Here is a 16434-nt window from a genome sequence, read left to right as displayed (position 1 = left end):
AATTGTGGCGGAATCAGGAAGATTTCGACTACACCCGCTCGCTGATGACGATGGCGGCGCGGCATCCGGCCTTGATGACACGCGACAACAGCCGATACCCCGGCGCCTGCTCGGCGCCCTGCTGCAGCCCGATGTCGCGGTGTTCCAACTCGTCGGCGCGAAATTTTTCCACCGTTTGGCGCAGCGCCGATTGTTCCGAACCCAGGTCTTCGAGTTCGTCCAGTGTCCCCAACTGCGCCGTGTAGTGGTCGTCGATGGCTTCCTCAACCGCCACGGTGCAGGCCATGGCGGCGCGTTCGCCAAGCGCGGCCGTCATCGCGCCCAGGGCAAAACCGGCGAGGTGCCAAAACGGCAGCATCGCCGTCGGGCGCACCCGGCGATCGGCGATCATGTCGTTGAAGGTGCGCAGATGAAGCTGCTCCTGTGCCTGCATCTGCCGGATCAAGTCGCCCTTGCCGCCACGTCCCAGTATCGCCAGTTGGCCGGCGTAGATCCGCGTGGCGCCGTATTCACCGGCATGATCCACCCGGATCATCCGCGCCGCCATCTGCTCAGGCGTCGGGTCGCCTGGAAGTCCGATGCTCATCGCCTGCTCCTGCTGCGTGAGAGCAAGATGGCCAGCAGCGCCGAGAATGCCAGGGCAAACACCAGGTTCATCGCCGCCATCGAAATCGGCACGCCCGGGATCAGAAAGCTTGGGTCATCGCAGGGCTTGGACGGGCGTGCCGGCATCGAGGCCAGGCGCTCGGCGATCGAACCGCCGCTGAGGTGCGGGGCGGCGCATTCCGGCAGCGGACTGGGCCACCATTGCAATTCGACCCCGACATGTACCGCCGCGATGCCCGCGTCTGCCAGCAGCGCGAACACCGCGACCACCAAGAGCAACCGCGCCGGCCCGCGCGGAAGGACTGCCGCAAGCAGCCCCAACACGATCACGATCCGGTAAGGCCAGCGTTCGAGCAAACAAAGCGCGCAGGGTACCAAGCCATCCCACACTTCCGACGCATGGGCGACGGCGAGCGCCGCAGCCGCGCCCAGGACAGCGACAACGGCAACGGTTCGCGGTGGGAGACGAGGCCGCATGGTCCCGGTGTGCCCCGCCTGATCCGGCGATGCAAGTTGCCGCTCCGCGTCGGGGCGATGCAAGTTGCCGCTCCGCGTCGGCCGGATTAGCTTGACCACCCAAACGGGGAGAACTGTCGTGCAGCGAATCGTCTGGGGACGAAACACGTCCAGCAATGTGATGAAGGTTCTGTGGGGGCTGGGCGAGCTTGGTCTTGCGTTCGAGCGGATCGACGTCGGCGGTGCGTTCGGCAAGACCGACACGACGCAATATCGCGCGATGAACCCGACCGGGCTAGTGCCGACGCTGCAGGAGGGCGATTTCACCTTGTGGGAGAGCAACGTCGTCCTGCGCTATCTCGGCCAGACACACGCGTCGGGTACGCCGCTGTGGCCGACCGAACCGCGTCTGCGCGCCAATATCGACCGCTGGATGGACGCTCAGCACAACGTGTTGGGCCGACCGATGACGGCGGTGTTCTGGGGTCTGGTTCGCACCCCGGCGGACAAGCGAGACCTGAAAGCGATGGCTACGGCGATCGGCGAAGCTGCCCACGCGTGGCGCATGATCGACGCCATGCTGGACCGTCACGACCATATCGCCGGCGCCGATTTCACTCTGTGCGACATCCCCTGGGGGGTGCATGCGCATCGCTGGTTCGGCATGGACTACCACGGACTGACCCGCCCGGAGATGCCGGCCCTGCGCGCCTGGTACGACCGCTTGAGCCGCCGGCCGGCGTTCCAACAATATGTCGCCGCAACACCGATTGTCTGACCTCCGACCCTGGGCGACCCGCCAAGCGCTGACGAACGCGTAGGCCGAGATGATCGCTGGGCCGGATCGGCATTTGCCGCGCCCGAGCCGAGACAGCGACGGAAACCGCACAAAGGAACTCGGTTTGAGCACCCCGCACTCCACCGCCAGCCTGCAGCCCGGGACCACGCGCCTGCCATTGCCGGCGGCGGTGGATCGGCACCGCATCGTCTGGCCGTACGCGATCACCGTCGTCATCTATCACCTGCTCGCCCTGCTGGCGCTGCTGCCCGGGTTATTCAGTTGGACCGGTGTGGCACTGGCCGTCCTTGGCCTCTATGTCTTCGGGACCCTTGGCATCAACCTCTGCTTTCACCGATTGCTGACGCATCGCGGCCTGAACTGCCCAAAATGGCTGGAGCACGGTTTTGCCGTCCTGGGCGTGTGCTGCATGCAGGATACTCCGGCACGCTGGGTGGCGGTGCACCGCCGACATCATGAGCAGGCCGATCGGCGGGACGATCCGCACAGCCCGCTGGTCGCTTTTTTCTGGGGCCACGTGGGTTGGATGCTGGTGCACAACCGCGACCTGGTCCGCCTCGGCATCTATGACCGTTACGCGAAGGATATCCTGCGCGATCCGTTCTACCGGCGGATGGAACGCACGGCACTGTATCCGCTGATCATGATTGGGTCTTGGGCGGTGTTCTTCCTGGGCGGCCTGGCGATTGGGCTGGCAGGTGGCGATGGGGCGGCCCGGGCGGCACAATTCGGCGCCAGCCTGCTGATCTGGGGCGTGTTCGTGCGCACCGTCGTGGTCTGGCACATAACCTGGTCGGTCAACTCAGCATCGCATCTGTGGGGCTATCGCAACTATGAAACAGGCGAGCATAGCCGCAACAACTGGTTTGTCGCGCTGATCTCGAACGGCGAGGGCTGGCATAACAACCACCACGCCGATCCTCGTTCGGCTCGGCATGGCCATCGGCGGGGGGAGATCGATGTCACTTTCCTGACCATTCGGGTGTTGCAGTCGATCGGGCTGGCATCGGACGTGGCAACGATGGACAAGCGGACAATGGGGGCGCCCCCGATCGAGCAACCGGCCGATCCGTAACTCCTTTTTCAACAGCGTGATTCATGCTTTTGGTGATTCCACCGAAAGCGATCGCAGTCTAGCCGTCGCCCGCCGGCTGGATGTCCACCATCAGTTCGTTGCCAAGCCGCTCCAGCCCCGCCCGCATCGCATCGACTGCCGCCTCGCTTGGCGCGCGCAGCAGCGCCGTCACCCGGAACAACGGCTCGCCGCTGAACGATCCACTGACCACGCCGGTGGTCAACTCCTCGATATTGACCCCGCCTCCGGCCAGGATCTGGGCGATGTCGCGCACGATGCCGGGGCGATCGTTGCCCACCACCTCCAGCGCCAGACGCGGCCCCATTGTGGCCGCGGCCACCGGGTTGGCCGCGACGTTGGCCGGGGCGCGCCCGGTATCGCCGCCGGCGGCGTCCCCCGGCACAGTTTGCGCGACAATCCGCAGGCCCTGGCTTTCAAGCCGGCGCAGATCATCCAGCAGCGCCTCGGGTGCCTGCACCAGCACGATGCCGACGAACTGACCGGCCAGCCTGGCCATGCGGCTTTCCAGCCAACTGCCGCCATGCGCGGCGACTGCCTCGGACAGTGCGCGGACCAGGCCGGGGCGATCCGGACCAACGACAGTCAAGATCAATGTGGCCATGTTGGATGCGTCCGTCATTGAAGGAACCTGGGGCGAGGCCGACATAACGGCTCACGGCCGCTCCGGCCAGCCCGGAACGCATCATCGGGTTCCAACGTTGTTGCAATCCCAGCCGTGGCGTGGTTCTAACCCGCCGTTTCCGTGGAGAATGCGTCCCGATGTCGAACTTCGTCTCCGGCCGCCACTTCCTGCAGACCCCCGGGCCGAGCAATCTGCCGGACCGGGTGCTGCAGGCGATGGATCGCAATGCGATCAACCATCGAGGCCCGGAATTCGGCGCGCTTGGGCGCGACATCGTCGCCAAGCTGCGCGGCCTGTTGCAGACCAGGGCGGCGACCATCGGCATCTTCCCGGCCTCGGGCACCGGCGCCTGGGAGGCGGCCCTGGCCAACACGCTGAGCCTGGGCGATCGCATCCTGATCAGCCGCACCGGCCAATTCTCCCATCTGTGGGAGCAGATGGCGCTTCGCTTCGGTCTCGACGTCGTCAGCCTGGAGACCGATTGGCGGCGTGGCGCCGATCCGCTCGCTATCGGTAAAATCCTGCAGCAGGACAGCGAACGGCGCATCAAGGCGGTCTGCACGGTGCATAGCGAGACCTCCACAAGCTGCATGACCGACATCGCCGCGGTGCGGCAGGCGATCAGCCGGGCCGATCATCCGGCGCTGCTGATGGTGGATGCGATATCCTCATTGGGCTGCGCCGACTACCAGCATGACGGCTGGGCGGTCGATGTCACGATCGCCGGGTCGCAGAAGGGCCTGATGGTGCCGCCGGGCCTGTCGTTCACCGCGATCAGCGACAAGGCCCTGGCCGCGGCGAGGGCCGGCGGGTCGCGACGCAGTTATTGGGATTGGGAACCGCTGGTGACCGCCAACCGGACCGGCTTCTTCCCCTATACGCCGGCGATCAGCCTGCTCTACGCGCTGACCGAAGCACTGGATATGCTGGCCGAGGAAGGCCTGCCGGCGGTGTTCGCCCGCCACGATCGCTATGCCCAGGCGACCCGTCTGGCCGCCGCCGCCTGGGGTCTGGAATTGCAATGCGCCGACCCGGCCGCCTACGCCCCGGGGGTGACGGCGATCCGCACGCCACAAGGTCATAGCGCCGACAACCTGCGCAACATGATTCTTGATCGGTTCAACATGAGCCTCGGCAACGGCCTCGGCCGCATCGAGGACCGGGTGTTCCGCATCGGCCACATGGGCGACCTGGGCGTGTTATCCTTGACCGGCGCACTGACCGGGGTGGAGATGGGGCTGCGCGCGGCCGGCGTGCCGCATCGGGCCGGCGGGGTGCAGGCGGCGATGGAGTTTCTTGCCTCGGCGAACGGTTGAGCCCTAACGCCGCGGTGTGCGGGGCCGCCCCGCCCCGGCGATGAACCCGCGGCCCGAGTAGGGTGGCTCCGGTCGATGACGCGGGTGCTTGAAGTCTTCGTGGTGTTCCTGCGTCTTGGCTGCACCAGCTTCGGCGGCCCGATTGCCCATCTCGGCTATTTTCGGGCCGAATTGGTGACGAAACGCCGGTGGTTGACCGAGGCAAGCTTCGCCGACATCGTGGCGATGTGCCAGTTCATGCCGGGACCGGCGTCGTCGCAAACCGGCATGGCCATCGGGCTGATCCGGGGCGGTCCGGTCGGAATGTTGGCCGCCTGGTTCGGGTTCACCCTGCCGTCCGCCGTGGCGATGACGCTGTTCGGCTATGGCGTCGGCGAAATCGGCAACCTGGCGCAGGCCGGTTGGCTGCGCGGGCTGAAACTGGTGGCGGTGGCGGTTGTTGCACAGGCGGTTTGGGGCATGGCGCGCAGCCTGGCACCTGATCGCGCCCGCGCCAGCGTGGCTGTCGCCGCTTGCCTGATATGCTTGGCGATCCCATCGTCGTTCGGCCAGATCGCGGCGATCGTGCTGGGTGCCGTCATCGGCGCAGCCCTGCCAGGTAAACCGCCGGGTATCGAACAGCCGGTGCGCCTTGGGGTCCGCATTCCGAAGGCAATTGCGGTGTCACTGCTGCTGGCGTTCCTGGTGCTGTTGCTCGGCCTGCCGTTGCTGGCGGAAGACACGGGCAGCCAGGGTCTGAGGCTGGTCGATGCGTTCTACCGCGCCGGATCGCTGGTGTTCGGCGGCGGCCATGTCGTGCTGCCGCTGCTGCAGGCAACGGTGGTTCGGCCTGGCTGGGTCGGGCAGGATGTGTTTCTCGCCGGGTATGGCGCTACCCAGGCGGTGCCGGGCCCGGTGTTCAGCTTCGCCGCGTTCCTCGGCGCGGTGGAGACCCCGGGTCCAAACGGCTGGGCTGGGGCGTTGATCGCGACGATGTCGATCTTCGCCTCATCGTTCCTGCTGGTCGGCGGCTTGCTGCCGTTCTGGGATACGCTGCGCCACCGGGCCGGGGTCCGGGCGGCGCTGCGCGGCGTCAACGCCGCCGTCGTCGGCGTCTTGCTGGCCGCATTGTTCACCCCGATCTGGACCGGGGCGGTGCATACATCGGCTGATTTCGGACTTGGTCTGGTGGCGTTCCTGCTGTTGACGCTTTGGGCGGTGCCGCCCTGGCTGGTGGTGCCGCTGGGGGCGCTCGGCGGCTGGGGTCTGGGATTGATGGGTCAGACTTGAACCGGATCAACCAGGCAGCCGCCGCTGCGGCCGCCGCTTGTCCCACAGGCGCAGGCCGCGCACCGCGAGATCGGCAACCGCGGGCAGCAGCCGGGGCTGCATCAGTCCAGGGTCGAAGGCGCTCATGCGGCGGGCGTTCTCGCGATAGCAATCCTCGACAAACCGCCGAAAGCTGAAGCCGTCGAGGAACATGTTGGCCTGCGTGATGGCAAAGTCGTGGCCGTCGTTCGGCTGCTGGCCGCGTCGCACCATGCCCAACAGCCGTCGCCCGGCGCGGCCGTAGAACCAGGCCGATTTCAGCGCCCGGGTCAGCGCGACGTGGCCGCGACGCTTTTCCCGCCAGGCCATGTAGTTGATGAAGAAAACGATATGGCGGGTTTCTTCATACATCAGCACATCGAAGATCTCGAACATGGCTTCCGGCAGGAAGCCCGACTGCCGGGCCGTCTTGAAGGCGCCGAAGCCCAGGAAGGCGTCGAGGCATTCGCCAAACCCGAAATCGATGAAAGCGGTTTCGAGATCGGCAGGGAATGCCTCCAGCGGCTGTTCTGTCGCGTCGAGAGCGTAACGGTCAATCAGCACGCGGATCAGCTTGGCGTGGCGGGTTTCCTCGACGCCCTGCAGGGCGACCGCCTCGCGCACCACGGGGTCGCTTACGTGGGGCGTAAATGCATCGACGATCGCCCCGGCGCGGCGCTCGGTGTGGTAGACCTCCTGCCAGAACGGCACGCCGCGAAGACGCGCCAATTCCGCCTCGTCGAGTTCCGGCCATGCCAGCGCCGCCGGATCGAACACCGTATGGGTATCGATGAACTGGCGGCAGAATAGGTCCTTATGGGCGTCCGACCCGGCCTCAATCTTCATACCTTAGCCTCGCTGCCGCATATTGTCGTTCATCGTCCGATGGCACCAAATGCAAGGCTTGGCGTCAAACGCGCCGGTCTGGGCGCGCACCGACCGTGCTGAAGGCTATACACGAAGGGCGATGCGCCATGTAGCGGGGGGGGAACCATTGGCCCAGGGCGATGTCCTGATCTCCGGCGCGGGTCCGACCGGGCTTGCGCTGGCTCTGTGGCTTACCACGCAGGGAGTCAAAGTCCGCATCATCGACAAAACCGAAGCTCCAGGCACCACGTCGCGTGCGGTCGCGATTCAGGCGCGCACCTTGGAGCTTTACCGTCAATTGGACCTGACGCGGGACGTCCTGGCGCAAGGACATCATATCCCGGCGATCAATCTCTGGGTTCAGGGCAGAAAGCAAGCACACGTCTCGTTCGAGAACTTTGCCGCCGATCTCACCCCCTACGGGCCGCTTACCTATGCCCAGGATCAGCACGAGCGGCTTCTCGTCCAACGGCTTGAAGCCCTCGGTGTCAGCGTCGAGCGACAAACCGAGCTTCTCGGCTTCAGCGATGCGGGGCATCAGATCAGTGCCACGCTGCGGCGCCCGGATGGGCAACAGGAAACCTGCGAGGCGGCATATCTCGCAGGCTGCGACGGCGCCCGTTCGCTTGTTCGGCAGTCAATCGGGACCGGTTTTCCCGGGGGCACCTATGACCAGGTGTTTTATGTGGCTGACGTAACGGCTACCGGCCCGGCATTCGATGGCGAACTCCATGTCGATCTCGACGAAGCCGACTTCCTGGCGATCTTCCCACTGTCGGGTCAAGGTCACGCGCGGTTGATCGGCACGGTGCGCGATCAGCGCGCGGACCATCCCGAACACCTGAAATTCGAGGATGTCAGCCAGCGCGCCATCCAGAACATGAAGGTCGACGTGCGGCAGGTCAGTTGGTTTTCGACCTATCGGGTGCATCACCGGGTGACCGAGCATTTCCGCAAGGGTCGCTGCTTTCTGCTGGGCGACGCCGCCCATGTGCACAGTCCGGCCGGCGGTCAGGGAATGAACACCGGCCTAGGTGATGCCATCAATCTTGCCTGGAAGCTAAAGGCGGCGCTGACCGGACAGGCGTCCGATGCGCTGCTGGACACTTATCAGACGGAGCGTCGCAGCTTCGCACTCAAGTTGGTTGCCACCACCGACCGGGTATTCAGTTTCGCAACCGCCGAGGGGCGCGTGGCGGACTTCATCCGCACCCGGGTGGCACCGGTGATCGTGCACACGCTATTCCGGTTCGAAGCTGCCCGGGACTACGTCTTCAGCGCGGTATCACAGATTGCCGTCGCTTATCATGACAGCGCCATCAGCGCCGGACGAGCCGGAAGCGTTCGGGGCGGCGACCGACTGCCCTGGGCACCGGTGCCGAATGCCGACAATTTCGACACGTTCGTCACCATCGGCTGGCAAATTCATGTCTATGGCGTTGCCACCCCGACGCTTATCGATTGGTGTCGGCGGAGAGATGTCCTGCTGCACGTGTTCGCTTGGCAGGACGCATACGCCACCGCCGGGCTTGCGCGGGATGCGGTCTATCTGCTTCGTCCCGATACCTACGTAGCGTTGGCAACCACCGCGCAGACCCCCGAACAACTGGACGCCTATTTCGCCAATCATGGGATGTCACTGGTTCGATAGGCTATTTCAGTGCGCCAACCGGCAAGCTCCGCCGATCACTCGGGCCGACGCTTCGACGCGACCGGCTGGGGCGCAAACGCCGCACCGGGGGGCAGGTCCGCCAGCTCGCGCGTCGGTTCCTCGTAGGGCACTGCGTCGATCATGGCCGACTGCGCCGGCGGCGCGGCTTGTCCCGACCGGCCGGCGAGCAGCTTGCGCCAGACGTAATACAGGAACCCCCCGGCCCCGGCCGGCATCAGGAACATGACCGCGATCAGGATCACCCCGTAAACCGCGCCCGGCGCCGCCTTCGACACCAGATCGGAGAGATTCGGCACGAACTCGATAAACGCCGCGCCGATCAGCGTGCCGCCAATCGAAGATACACCACCGACGATCAACCCCACGAACAGAAAAATCGACACCACCACGCCGAAACTGTCAGGCGCGACGAATTGCACCGCGATCGCGCTGAGCGATCCAGCCAGACCGGTGTACATCGCGCTGAGAGCGAAAGTACGGGTCTTCACGATCGGCAGGTTGATGCCCATTGCCTCGGCCGCCATCGCGTGGTCGCGAATCGCCATCATCGCCCGCCCGACGCGGCCGCGGACAATGTTCCAGGCCATCACATAAAGCAGCACCGCGACTGCCGCGGTAAACAGATACAGCCACTGGTCTGGCGACAACGGCAACCCGAACGGTGCATCGGGTTTGTCGATCACCAGACCCTGCACCCCGCCGGTCCAATCCTCGAACAGCTTGTATTTCAGGATTTGCGGGATCGCGGTGGCCAGCGCAAAGGTGGTCAGCGCCAGGTACAGGCCGCCCAGGCGCAACGCAGGCAGGCCCAGAAGGAACCCCACCACGGCGCACACCACCGCCGAGACCGGCAGCGTGGCCCAGTACGGTACGTTCCACGTTGCCATCAGAATCGCCGTGGTATAGGCGCCGATCGCATAGAACGCGCCATGCCCCAGTGATATCTGGCCGTTGAACCCGGTCAGCAGCGCCAGGCCGAGGATGGCGATGGCATAGGTCACCACCATCGTCAGTTGGAACAGATGGTAGTTGGTGAAGCTCAGCAAGGGCACCAGCACCCCGAGCAAAACCAGGACGGCGACGATCCAGAAGCCCCGCATGGTCATACCCGACTGTACACGCGGCGCCCCATCAGGCCGGTCGGCTTGACCGTCAATACCGCCACGATGATGACCAGCGCCAGCGTCAGTTTCAGCTCGGTTCCCACCAGGTAGGCACCGCCGAGGTTCTCGATCACGCCGACCGCGAAGCCGCCCAGCACCGCCCCCAGCGGACTGTCGATCCCCCCCAGCAGCGCGCCGGCAAACGCATAGAGCAGGATGCCGGACATCATGTTGGGATCGAGGAACACTACCGGTGCCACCATGCAACCGGCCACCGCGCCAATCGCCGCCGCCAGGCCCCAGCCCAGCGCCAGCATCCAGCCGACGCGCACGCCCACCAGGCGGGCGGATGTCGGATTGAACGCCGCCGCCCGCATCGCCAGCCCCAGCCTGGTGTGGCGGAAGAAGAGATAGACCGCGATCAATACCAGCAGCGTGACGCAAGTGGAGCCGAGTTCGTGGCCCGACAGGTATCCGCCCAGCATCGGGTGGTCGGGGAACGGCGAGGGAAACCGCTTGATCGTATAGTCGAAGATCCAGCCGCTCATCGCGTTGATGACCAGCAGCAGTCCGATGAACACGCCGACCGAGGCCAGCACCGGGGCATCCGCCAACGGCCGCATCAGGATACGCTCGATCGCCACGCCGATGACGAAGGACAACGCGACGGCCAAAACAAACGCTATCCAGTAGGGGAAGCCGGCATTGATGAAGGTCAGCGCTATGTAAGTCGAGAACGTCGCCATCTCGCCTTGGGCGAAGTTCACGTGGTGGGTAGCCTGGTAGATCATCACCAGCGCCAGCGCCACGCTGGCGTAGATACCGCCGGTGGCGATGCCCGACATGATCTGGTGAATGACGCCTGCGAGCATCCTGCCTCCCTAATACCCGAGGTACGAGCGGCGGATGCCCTCGTCCTGGCTGATTTCGGCCGCCGGCCCCGCCATCACGATGCGGCCGGTCTCCAGCACGTAGGCATGTTCGGCGAATTCCAGCGCCAACGCCGCGTTCTGCTCGACCAGCAGGATGCTGACGCCGGCATCCTGCTTGATGCGCTCCAGAATGCGGAAAATTTCCTGCACGATCAACGGCGCCAGGCCGAACGACGGTTCGTCCAGCAGTAGCAGGCGGGGCCGCAGCAAAAGTGCGCGCACGATCGCCAGCATCTGCTGCTCGCCGCCGGAAAGGGTACCCGCTTGCTGCTTGTAGCGCTCCTTGAGGCGCGGGAAGTATTCGAACATGTGGTCGAAATCTTCAGTCGTCTGCCGCGCCGGACGGCTGTAGGCGCCCAGACGCATGTTCTCCTCGACGGTCAGTTCCATGAACGTGCCGCGACCCTCGGGGACATGAGCCACGCCGAGGCGGACGATATCCTCGGTGGCCATGCCATCGATGCGCCTGCCGTCGAGCGTGAGATTGCCCCAGGTCCGAACCAGGCCGCAGATCGCTCGCAATGTGGTGGTCTTGCCGGCGCCGTTGGCGCCCAGCAGCGCGGTGACGCCGCCTTTGGCGACGGCGAAGTCGGTACCATGAAGCACCCGGGTTTCACCATAGGCGGCATGGAGGCCGGAGGCCTCGAGCAGGTTGGTCACGCCCGCGTCCGGCCGGTCGCGCCGGGGTGTGCAGCCGCGGCTGCACCCGAGGCACACGTCCGGCCGTTGATTTCGTTGTCCTCGCAGCCCCCCATAAGCCGCCATTCCCTTGGTTATTGGCATTTCCAGGCGGAACGGAAACTGACGAAGCGGACCGGTCGAGTCAACGGTGCAAATCAGGCCATTTTGCCCATCCGTCGGCGGCAGGCCGCGGTCCCTCGGTGGGCGTTTCCCGACCCCTTGGTTGCCGTCGGCAACCAAATCGCAATCCAGCGCCAAGTCACAAGCCAGCCTCAAATCGCCAACTAGCGAAGGCGTGACCACCAGCACGGTAGCAGCACAGCGCCTGATCCCTATCGTAGGGGCCTAAGCGACGACGTAAGGAAGCTTTCGATGCGCGTCACGCCGGACACCCCGCCGGACAGCCATGGACCGTCGCGTCATCGATCGACACTCGCTCGGTTTACCCGTCCGGCCGTGGTTCTGGCACCGCTGTTTCTAGGCGCCTGCCAGGCGGCGGTGCTCGACCCGCAGGGGCCGGTGGGCATGGCCGACAGGACCATCATGATCGATTCCCTGGCGATCATGCTGGCCATCGTCCTGCCGACGCTGGCGGCGACCTTTGGCGTGGCGTGGTGGTTCCGCGCCTCCAACACCCGATCCACCTACCTGCCGGAGTTCGAGTATTCCGGCCGCATCGAACTGATCGTCTGGGGAATCCCGCTGCTGGTCATCATGCTGCTGGGTGGGGTTGCCTGGATCGGTGCGCACGAACTCGATCCGGCGCAACCGCTGGCGTCGAAATCGCCGCCGCTTCAGGTCCAGGTCGTCTCGATGGATTGGAAGTGGCTGTTCATCTACCCCGACCAGCGCATCGCCAGCGTCAACCAGCTTGTGGTCCCGGCCGGCGTGCCGGTTCATTTCGTGCTGACCTCGGCCAGTGTGATGACCGCGTTCTTCATCCCCCAACTTGGCAGCATGATCTACACGATGAACGGCATGACGACGAATTTGAACCTGGAGGCCGACAAGCCGGGCACGTTCCACGGTCTGGCCAGCCATTTCAGCGGTGACGGCTTCTCCGATATGCACTTCGACGTGCGCTCGGTGCCGGCGGAGCAGTTCTCCGCCTGGGTCGATGCAACGCGCAAAACCGGTCCGACCCTGGATTCCGCGTCCTACACCGCGCTTGCCAAGCAAAGCACGAATGTTGCGCCGTTTACCTACCGGGCGGCCGATCCTGGACTGTTCCAACGCGTGGCGACGCAGCAACTCCCGCCAGGACCGGGTCCGCAAATGGGTTCACCCAGCCTCAATGTGTCGCCACGGTCGGAGAAGTGAACATGCTGGGCAAGCTCAGTTGGGCGGCGATCCCGCTGGACCAGCCAATTCCGCTGTTCGCGGCCGCCCTGGTCGGCGTTGTGCTTTTCTGCGTGCTCGCATTGGTCGTGCTGAAGGGGTGGCTGCCCTATCTGTGGCGGGAATGGATCACCAGCGTCGATCACAAGCGTATCGGCGTCATGTACGTCTTCCTCGCGATGGTGATGCTGCTGCGCGGTTTCACCGACGCCATCATGATGCGCTCGCAACAGGCGCTGGCCTTCCGCTCGCCTGGGTATTTGCCGCCCGAGCACTACGACCAGATCTTTTCCGCGCACGGCACGCTGATGATCTTCTTCGTCGCGATGCCGTTCGTCATTGGGCTGATGAACTTCGTCGTCCCGTTGCAGCTTGGGGTGCGCGACGTGGCGTTCCCGACGCTCAACTCGGTCGGCTTCTGGCTGACTGCTACGGGTGCGCTGCTGATCAACCTTTCGCTGGTGATTGGCGAATTCGCGCGCACCGGATGGCTGCCGTACCCGCCGCTGTCCGAGATCGCCTACTCGCCCGGCGTGGGTGTCGATTACTACCTATGGTCGCTGGAAATCTCGGGCATCGGCACGTTGCTGTCCGGGGTCAATCTGGTGACCACGCTGCTGAAGATGCACGCCCCCGGCATGAAGTATATGCGGATGCCGATGTTCTGCTGGACGGCGCTGGCGTCCAATCTGCTGATCGTCGCGGCGTTCCCGATCCTGACCGCGACGTTGTCGATGCTGCTGCTCGACCGCTACCTCGGCTTCCACTTCTTCACCAACGAAGCCGGTGGCAACGTGATGATGTTCATGAACCTGATCTGGGCATGGGGACACCCCGAGGTCTACATCCTGATCCTGCCGGCGTTCGGCGTGTTCTCCGAAGTGATCGCGACATTTTCGCGCAAGCCGCTGTTCGGCTACCGGTCGATGGTGATGGCCACGATGGCGATCTGCGTGCTCGCCTTTACCGTCTGGCTGCACCACTTCTTCACCATGGGCGCCGGCGGTGATGTCAACGCGATCTTCGGCATTGCCTCGATGATCATCGCGGTGCCGACAGGGGTGAAAGTGTTCAACTGGATATTCACCATGTATGGCGGCCGGGTGGTGTACTCCGTCCCGATCCTGTGGTCGCTCGGCTTCATGGTCACCTTCGTGATCGGCGGCATGACCGGCGTTCTGCTGGCCGTGCCGCCGGCCGACTTCATGCTGCACAACAGCCTTTTCCTGGTCGCCCACTTCCATAACGTGATCATCGGGGGCGTGCTGTTCGGGTCGTTCGCCGGCTACAACTATTGGTTTCCGAAAGCCTTCGGCTTTCGCCTGCATGACGGGTTGGGCAAAGCCGCGTTCTGGTTCTGGCTGGTCGGCTTTTACGTGGCCTTCATGCCGCTGTATGTGCTTGGCCTGGAAGGGATGACCCGTCGCATGCAGCACTACGATGTCGCCGAATGGCATCCCTGGCTGATCATCGCGGCCGGCGGCGCCGCGCTGATCCTGTGCGGCATCATCCTGCAGATCGCCCAGATCGTGGTCAGCATCCGCCACCGCGACGAACTGCGCGACCTGACCGGAGACCCGTGGAACGGGCGTTCGCTGGAGTGGTCGACGCCGTCTCCGCCGCCGGCATTCAACTTCGCCGTGCTGCCGACCATCGAGGGCGAGGATTTCTATTGGGGCATCAAGCAACGCGCGCTCCGCCAGGCGAAGCTGCGCGATGAGCCCGAATACACCGCGATCGAGATGCCGCGAAACAGTCCAACCGGTTTCATTTGCGCCTTCTTCGCCACCTTCACGGGGTTCGCGCTGATCTGGCACATCTGGTGGCTGGTTGGCGTCGGATTGCTGGGCGCGTTCGCCACCTTCGTGGTGTTCGCCTGGCGCGATCAGGATGAATACGTCATTTCCGCGGATCAGGTGGCGCGCATCGACCGGGCCAACCGCCGCGTCCGCACCGAGGCGCTGTCCAGGCTCCGGGTGACCACATGAGCGCGTTCCAGGGAGCCGCCGGCAGCAGCGACCCGCCACGGATCGAGCGAGGCGGAGTGCCGGCGCGGCCGATCAGCGCATTGGCCTCCAAGCGGATCATTGTCGGCTATGGGTTCTGGGTTTTTCTGCTCAGCGACATCATCATGTTCTCCGCCTTCTTTGCCAGCTACGCGGTGCTGGTGGGGAACACCGCCGGCGGGCCCAGCGGGCACGACCTGTTCGATTTGCCCAACGTCGCGCTGGAAACGGCCTGCCTGCTGCTGTCCAGCTTCACCTGCGGCATCGCCAGCATCGGCGCCCAGCGGCGCAACGGGCTTTGGTTCTTCGGCGCAATGGCGGTCACGTTCATCCTGGGGGCGGCCTTCCTCAGCATCGAGGTGCGCGAGTTTGCCGGCATGGTGGCAAAGGGCGACGGCCCGACCCGCAGCGCTTTCCTGTCGGCGTTCTTCACCCTGGTCGGCTGCCACGGGCTGCATGTCACCTGCGGCCTGTTGTGGCTGCTGACGATGATGGCGCAGGTGTTCGCCAAGGGTTACCGGCCTGACATCCTTCGCCGCATACTGTGTTTCAGCCTGTTCTGGCATGCCCTCGACATCATCTGGGTTGCCTTGTTCACCGTGGTATACCTGATGGGAGCCGGCCAATGAGCCACGCCGACACCGAGCCGGAAAGCACGGACACCGCGCCCGGCGGCCAAGAGGTTGAAGGCGTCCTGCCCTATCTCATCGGGCTCGGGCTGGCGACCCTGCTGACCGTGGTGGCTTTCTTCATCTCCGGCACGACGCTGGTCTGGGGACCCAGCATTCCGGTGGCGTTGTCGGTTCTGGCAATCGGCCAGATGGGAGTCCACCTGGTGTTCTTCCTGCGCATCACCAGCGGCCCCGACAACGTCAACAACGTCATGGCGCTGGCGTTCGGGGTGTTGATCGTGTTTCTGGTGATCGGAGGGTCGCTTTGGATCATGGCGCATCTGAACCACAACATGATGCCGATGAGTCAGATCCTGCAGATGCAGCGCTGACGCCGGCCGCGTTCCGTATCTGGCGGATTCGCCGACGTCGAATTAGGCCGCGAATGCCACACCAAGGCGAATGCCACACCAAGGCGAATGCCACACCAGGGCGTGCGACGCCGGTTGGGCTAACACGATGGCGTGCGCAGCGAACGAAACGTGAAGAAAAAATCATCAAACCGGCGCGCCCGCGCCTCAATCCGGTCACTGTGCGCACCCATATTCCGCAACGATCGTATTTCAGGAGTGAAAAGCATGATGCGCTTCAAGGCTCTTTTGATCGCCGCGCCAGTCGCGGCGGGTCTGCTGGCGGCGCCTGCGGCGCATGCCGATTGGCACGGCCACGGAGGCGGCAACCACGGCGGCTACCACGGTGGCTATCACGGCGGATATCATGGCGGCTACCGCCACGGTCCCGGCGTCGGCGGTGTTCTGCTTGGCCTTGGCGCCGCGGCGGTCGTTGGTGGCGTGATCGCTTCACAGGCGTATGCACCTCCCCCGCCGGTGTATTACCCACCGCCGCCGGCCTACTACCCCCCGCCGCCGGTGTATTATTCGGCTCCTCCGGGCTATTATCCCCCGCCGGGCTATTGATCCCGAGGGCTGGGCGTCTACCGCGGCGGCCCCAACCGGCGGTCGCGGACGCTTAGCGCCGCGGC

Annotated in this window: 17 protein-coding genes; 10 read left to right on the top strand and 7 right to left on the bottom strand. The window is 64.8% G+C overall.

Annotated elements, in window-relative coordinates:
* Positions 1–28 precede the first annotated feature (28 nt).
* Together ACQY4Y_RS19710 and ACQY4Y_RS19705 are read right to left on the bottom strand one after the other, a co-directional pair.
* Positions 29–586, bottom strand: a complete 558-nt coding sequence (locus ACQY4Y_RS19710; protein ID WP_428492285.1) for a demethoxyubiquinone hydroxylase family protein — start codon at positions 584–586, stop codon at positions 29–31.
* Entirely contained in the window at positions 583–1146 is a 564-nt protein-coding gene (locus ACQY4Y_RS19705; protein WP_428492284.1) for a disulfide bond formation protein B, read from the bottom strand. Before ACQY4Y_RS19705 ends, ACQY4Y_RS19710 begins: the two co-directional genes overlap by 4 nt.
* 55 nt (positions 1147–1201) lie before the next feature.
* Between ACQY4Y_RS19705 and ACQY4Y_RS19700 the strand changes: the two genes are divergently transcribed.
* Both ACQY4Y_RS19700 and ACQY4Y_RS19695 read left to right on the top strand, forming a co-directional pair.
* Positions 1202–1840, top strand: a complete 639-nt coding sequence (locus ACQY4Y_RS19700) for a glutathione S-transferase family protein (RefSeq protein ID WP_428492283.1) — start codon at positions 1202–1204, stop codon at positions 1838–1840.
* Between the two features lie 124 nt (positions 1841–1964).
* A complete protein-coding gene (locus ACQY4Y_RS19695) occupies positions 1965–2936 on the top strand; it encodes an acyl-CoA desaturase (protein WP_428492282.1) in 972 nt (323 codons plus the stop codon).
* 58 nt (positions 2937–2994) lie between these two features.
* On the opposite strand, the gene ACQY4Y_RS19690 is transcribed toward ACQY4Y_RS19695, so the two are convergent.
* On the bottom strand, positions 2995–3558 hold the full coding sequence (locus ACQY4Y_RS19690; RefSeq protein WP_428492281.1) for a glycine cleavage system protein R: 564 nt from the start codon (positions 3556–3558) through the stop codon (positions 2995–2997).
* A gap of 158 nt (positions 3559–3716) precedes the next feature.
* Here ACQY4Y_RS19690 and ACQY4Y_RS19685 point away from each other — a divergent pair, with 158 nt between their 5' ends.
* Positions 3717–4895 (top strand): pyridoxal-phosphate-dependent aminotransferase family protein, encoded by a 1179-nt coding sequence (locus ACQY4Y_RS19685; protein WP_428492280.1) that lies wholly within the window; start codon positions 3717–3719, stop codon positions 4893–4895.
* A gap of 75 nt (positions 4896–4970) precedes the next feature.
* The gene (chrA, locus tag ACQY4Y_RS19680) at positions 4971–6164 is read left to right on the top strand and encodes a chromate efflux transporter (protein WP_428492279.1); all 1194 of its coding nucleotides are present in this window, start codon (positions 4971–4973) and stop codon (positions 6162–6164) included.
* Positions 6165–6170: 6 nt separating this feature from the next.
* Here the strand turns inward: chrA and ACQY4Y_RS19675 are convergent, their stop codons facing one another.
* Positions 6171–7028, bottom strand: a complete 858-nt coding sequence (locus ACQY4Y_RS19675) for a hypothetical protein (protein WP_428492278.1) — start codon at positions 7026–7028, stop codon at positions 6171–6173.
* A 121-nt stretch (positions 7029–7149) separates the two neighbouring features.
* On the opposite strand from ACQY4Y_RS19675, the gene ACQY4Y_RS19670 reads away from it, so the two are divergent.
* Positions 7150–8700, top strand: a complete 1551-nt coding sequence (locus tag ACQY4Y_RS19670; protein WP_428492277.1) for an FAD-dependent monooxygenase — start codon at positions 7150–7152, stop codon at positions 8698–8700.
* 35 nt (positions 8701–8735) lie between these two features.
* On the opposite strand, the gene ACQY4Y_RS19665 is transcribed toward ACQY4Y_RS19670, so the two are convergent.
* From ACQY4Y_RS19665 to ACQY4Y_RS19655, 3 genes are read right to left on the bottom strand one after another with little or no spacing between them, the layout of a single operon-like run.
* Positions 8736–9821 carry a branched-chain amino acid ABC transporter permease gene (locus ACQY4Y_RS19665; protein ID WP_428492276.1) on the bottom strand — a complete coding sequence of 362 codons (1086 nt, stop codon included), beginning with the start codon at positions 9819–9821 and terminating at the stop codon, positions 8736–8738.
* 2 nt (positions 9822–9823) lie between these two features.
* The gene (locus tag ACQY4Y_RS19660) at positions 9824–10696 is read right to left on the bottom strand and encodes a branched-chain amino acid ABC transporter permease (RefSeq protein ID WP_428492275.1); all 873 of its coding nucleotides are present in this window, start codon (positions 10694–10696) and stop codon (positions 9824–9826) included.
* A gap of 9 nt (positions 10697–10705) precedes the next feature.
* Positions 10706–11416, bottom strand: coding sequence for an ABC transporter ATP-binding protein (locus ACQY4Y_RS19655; protein ID WP_428492274.1), 711 nt, complete (start codon positions 11414–11416; stop codon positions 10706–10708).
* Positions 11417–11809: 393 nt separating this feature from the next.
* Here ACQY4Y_RS19655 and cyoA point away from each other — a divergent pair, with 393 nt between their 5' ends.
* The 5 genes from cyoA (at position 11810) to ACQY4Y_RS19630 (ending at position 16369) form a co-directional block, all read left to right on the top strand.
* A complete protein-coding gene (cyoA, locus tag ACQY4Y_RS19650; RefSeq protein WP_428492273.1) occupies positions 11810–12757 on the top strand; it encodes a ubiquinol oxidase subunit II in 948 nt (315 codons plus the stop codon).
* 2 nt (positions 12758–12759) lie between these two features.
* On the top strand, positions 12760–14763 hold the full coding sequence (gene cyoB, locus ACQY4Y_RS19645) for a cytochrome o ubiquinol oxidase subunit I (protein ID WP_428492272.1): 2004 nt from the start codon (positions 12760–12762) through the stop codon (positions 14761–14763).
* Complete coding sequence (gene cyoC / locus ACQY4Y_RS19640; protein WP_428492271.1) at positions 14760–15410, top strand: cytochrome o ubiquinol oxidase subunit III; 651 nt, start codon at positions 14760–14762, stop codon at positions 15408–15410. The genes cyoB and cyoC overlap by 4 nt, the downstream gene beginning before the upstream one ends.
* A complete protein-coding gene (gene cyoD / locus ACQY4Y_RS19635) occupies positions 15407–15784 on the top strand; it encodes a cytochrome o ubiquinol oxidase subunit IV (protein ID WP_428492270.1) in 378 nt (125 codons plus the stop codon). The genes cyoC and cyoD overlap by 4 nt, the downstream gene beginning before the upstream one ends.
* Before the next feature lie 246 nt (positions 15785–16030).
* Positions 16031–16369 (top strand): hypothetical protein, encoded by a 339-nt coding sequence (locus tag ACQY4Y_RS19630; RefSeq protein ID WP_428492269.1) that lies wholly within the window; start codon positions 16031–16033, stop codon positions 16367–16369.
* Positions 16370–16434: the final 65 nt, after the last annotated feature.

This window comes from Rhodopila sp., assembly GCF_965277165.1.
In the GTDB taxonomy this organism is placed as follows: domain Bacteria; phylum Pseudomonadota; class Alphaproteobacteria; order Acetobacterales; family Acetobacteraceae; genus Rhodopila.
This window is presented reverse-complemented; position numbering and strand designations above follow the sequence as displayed.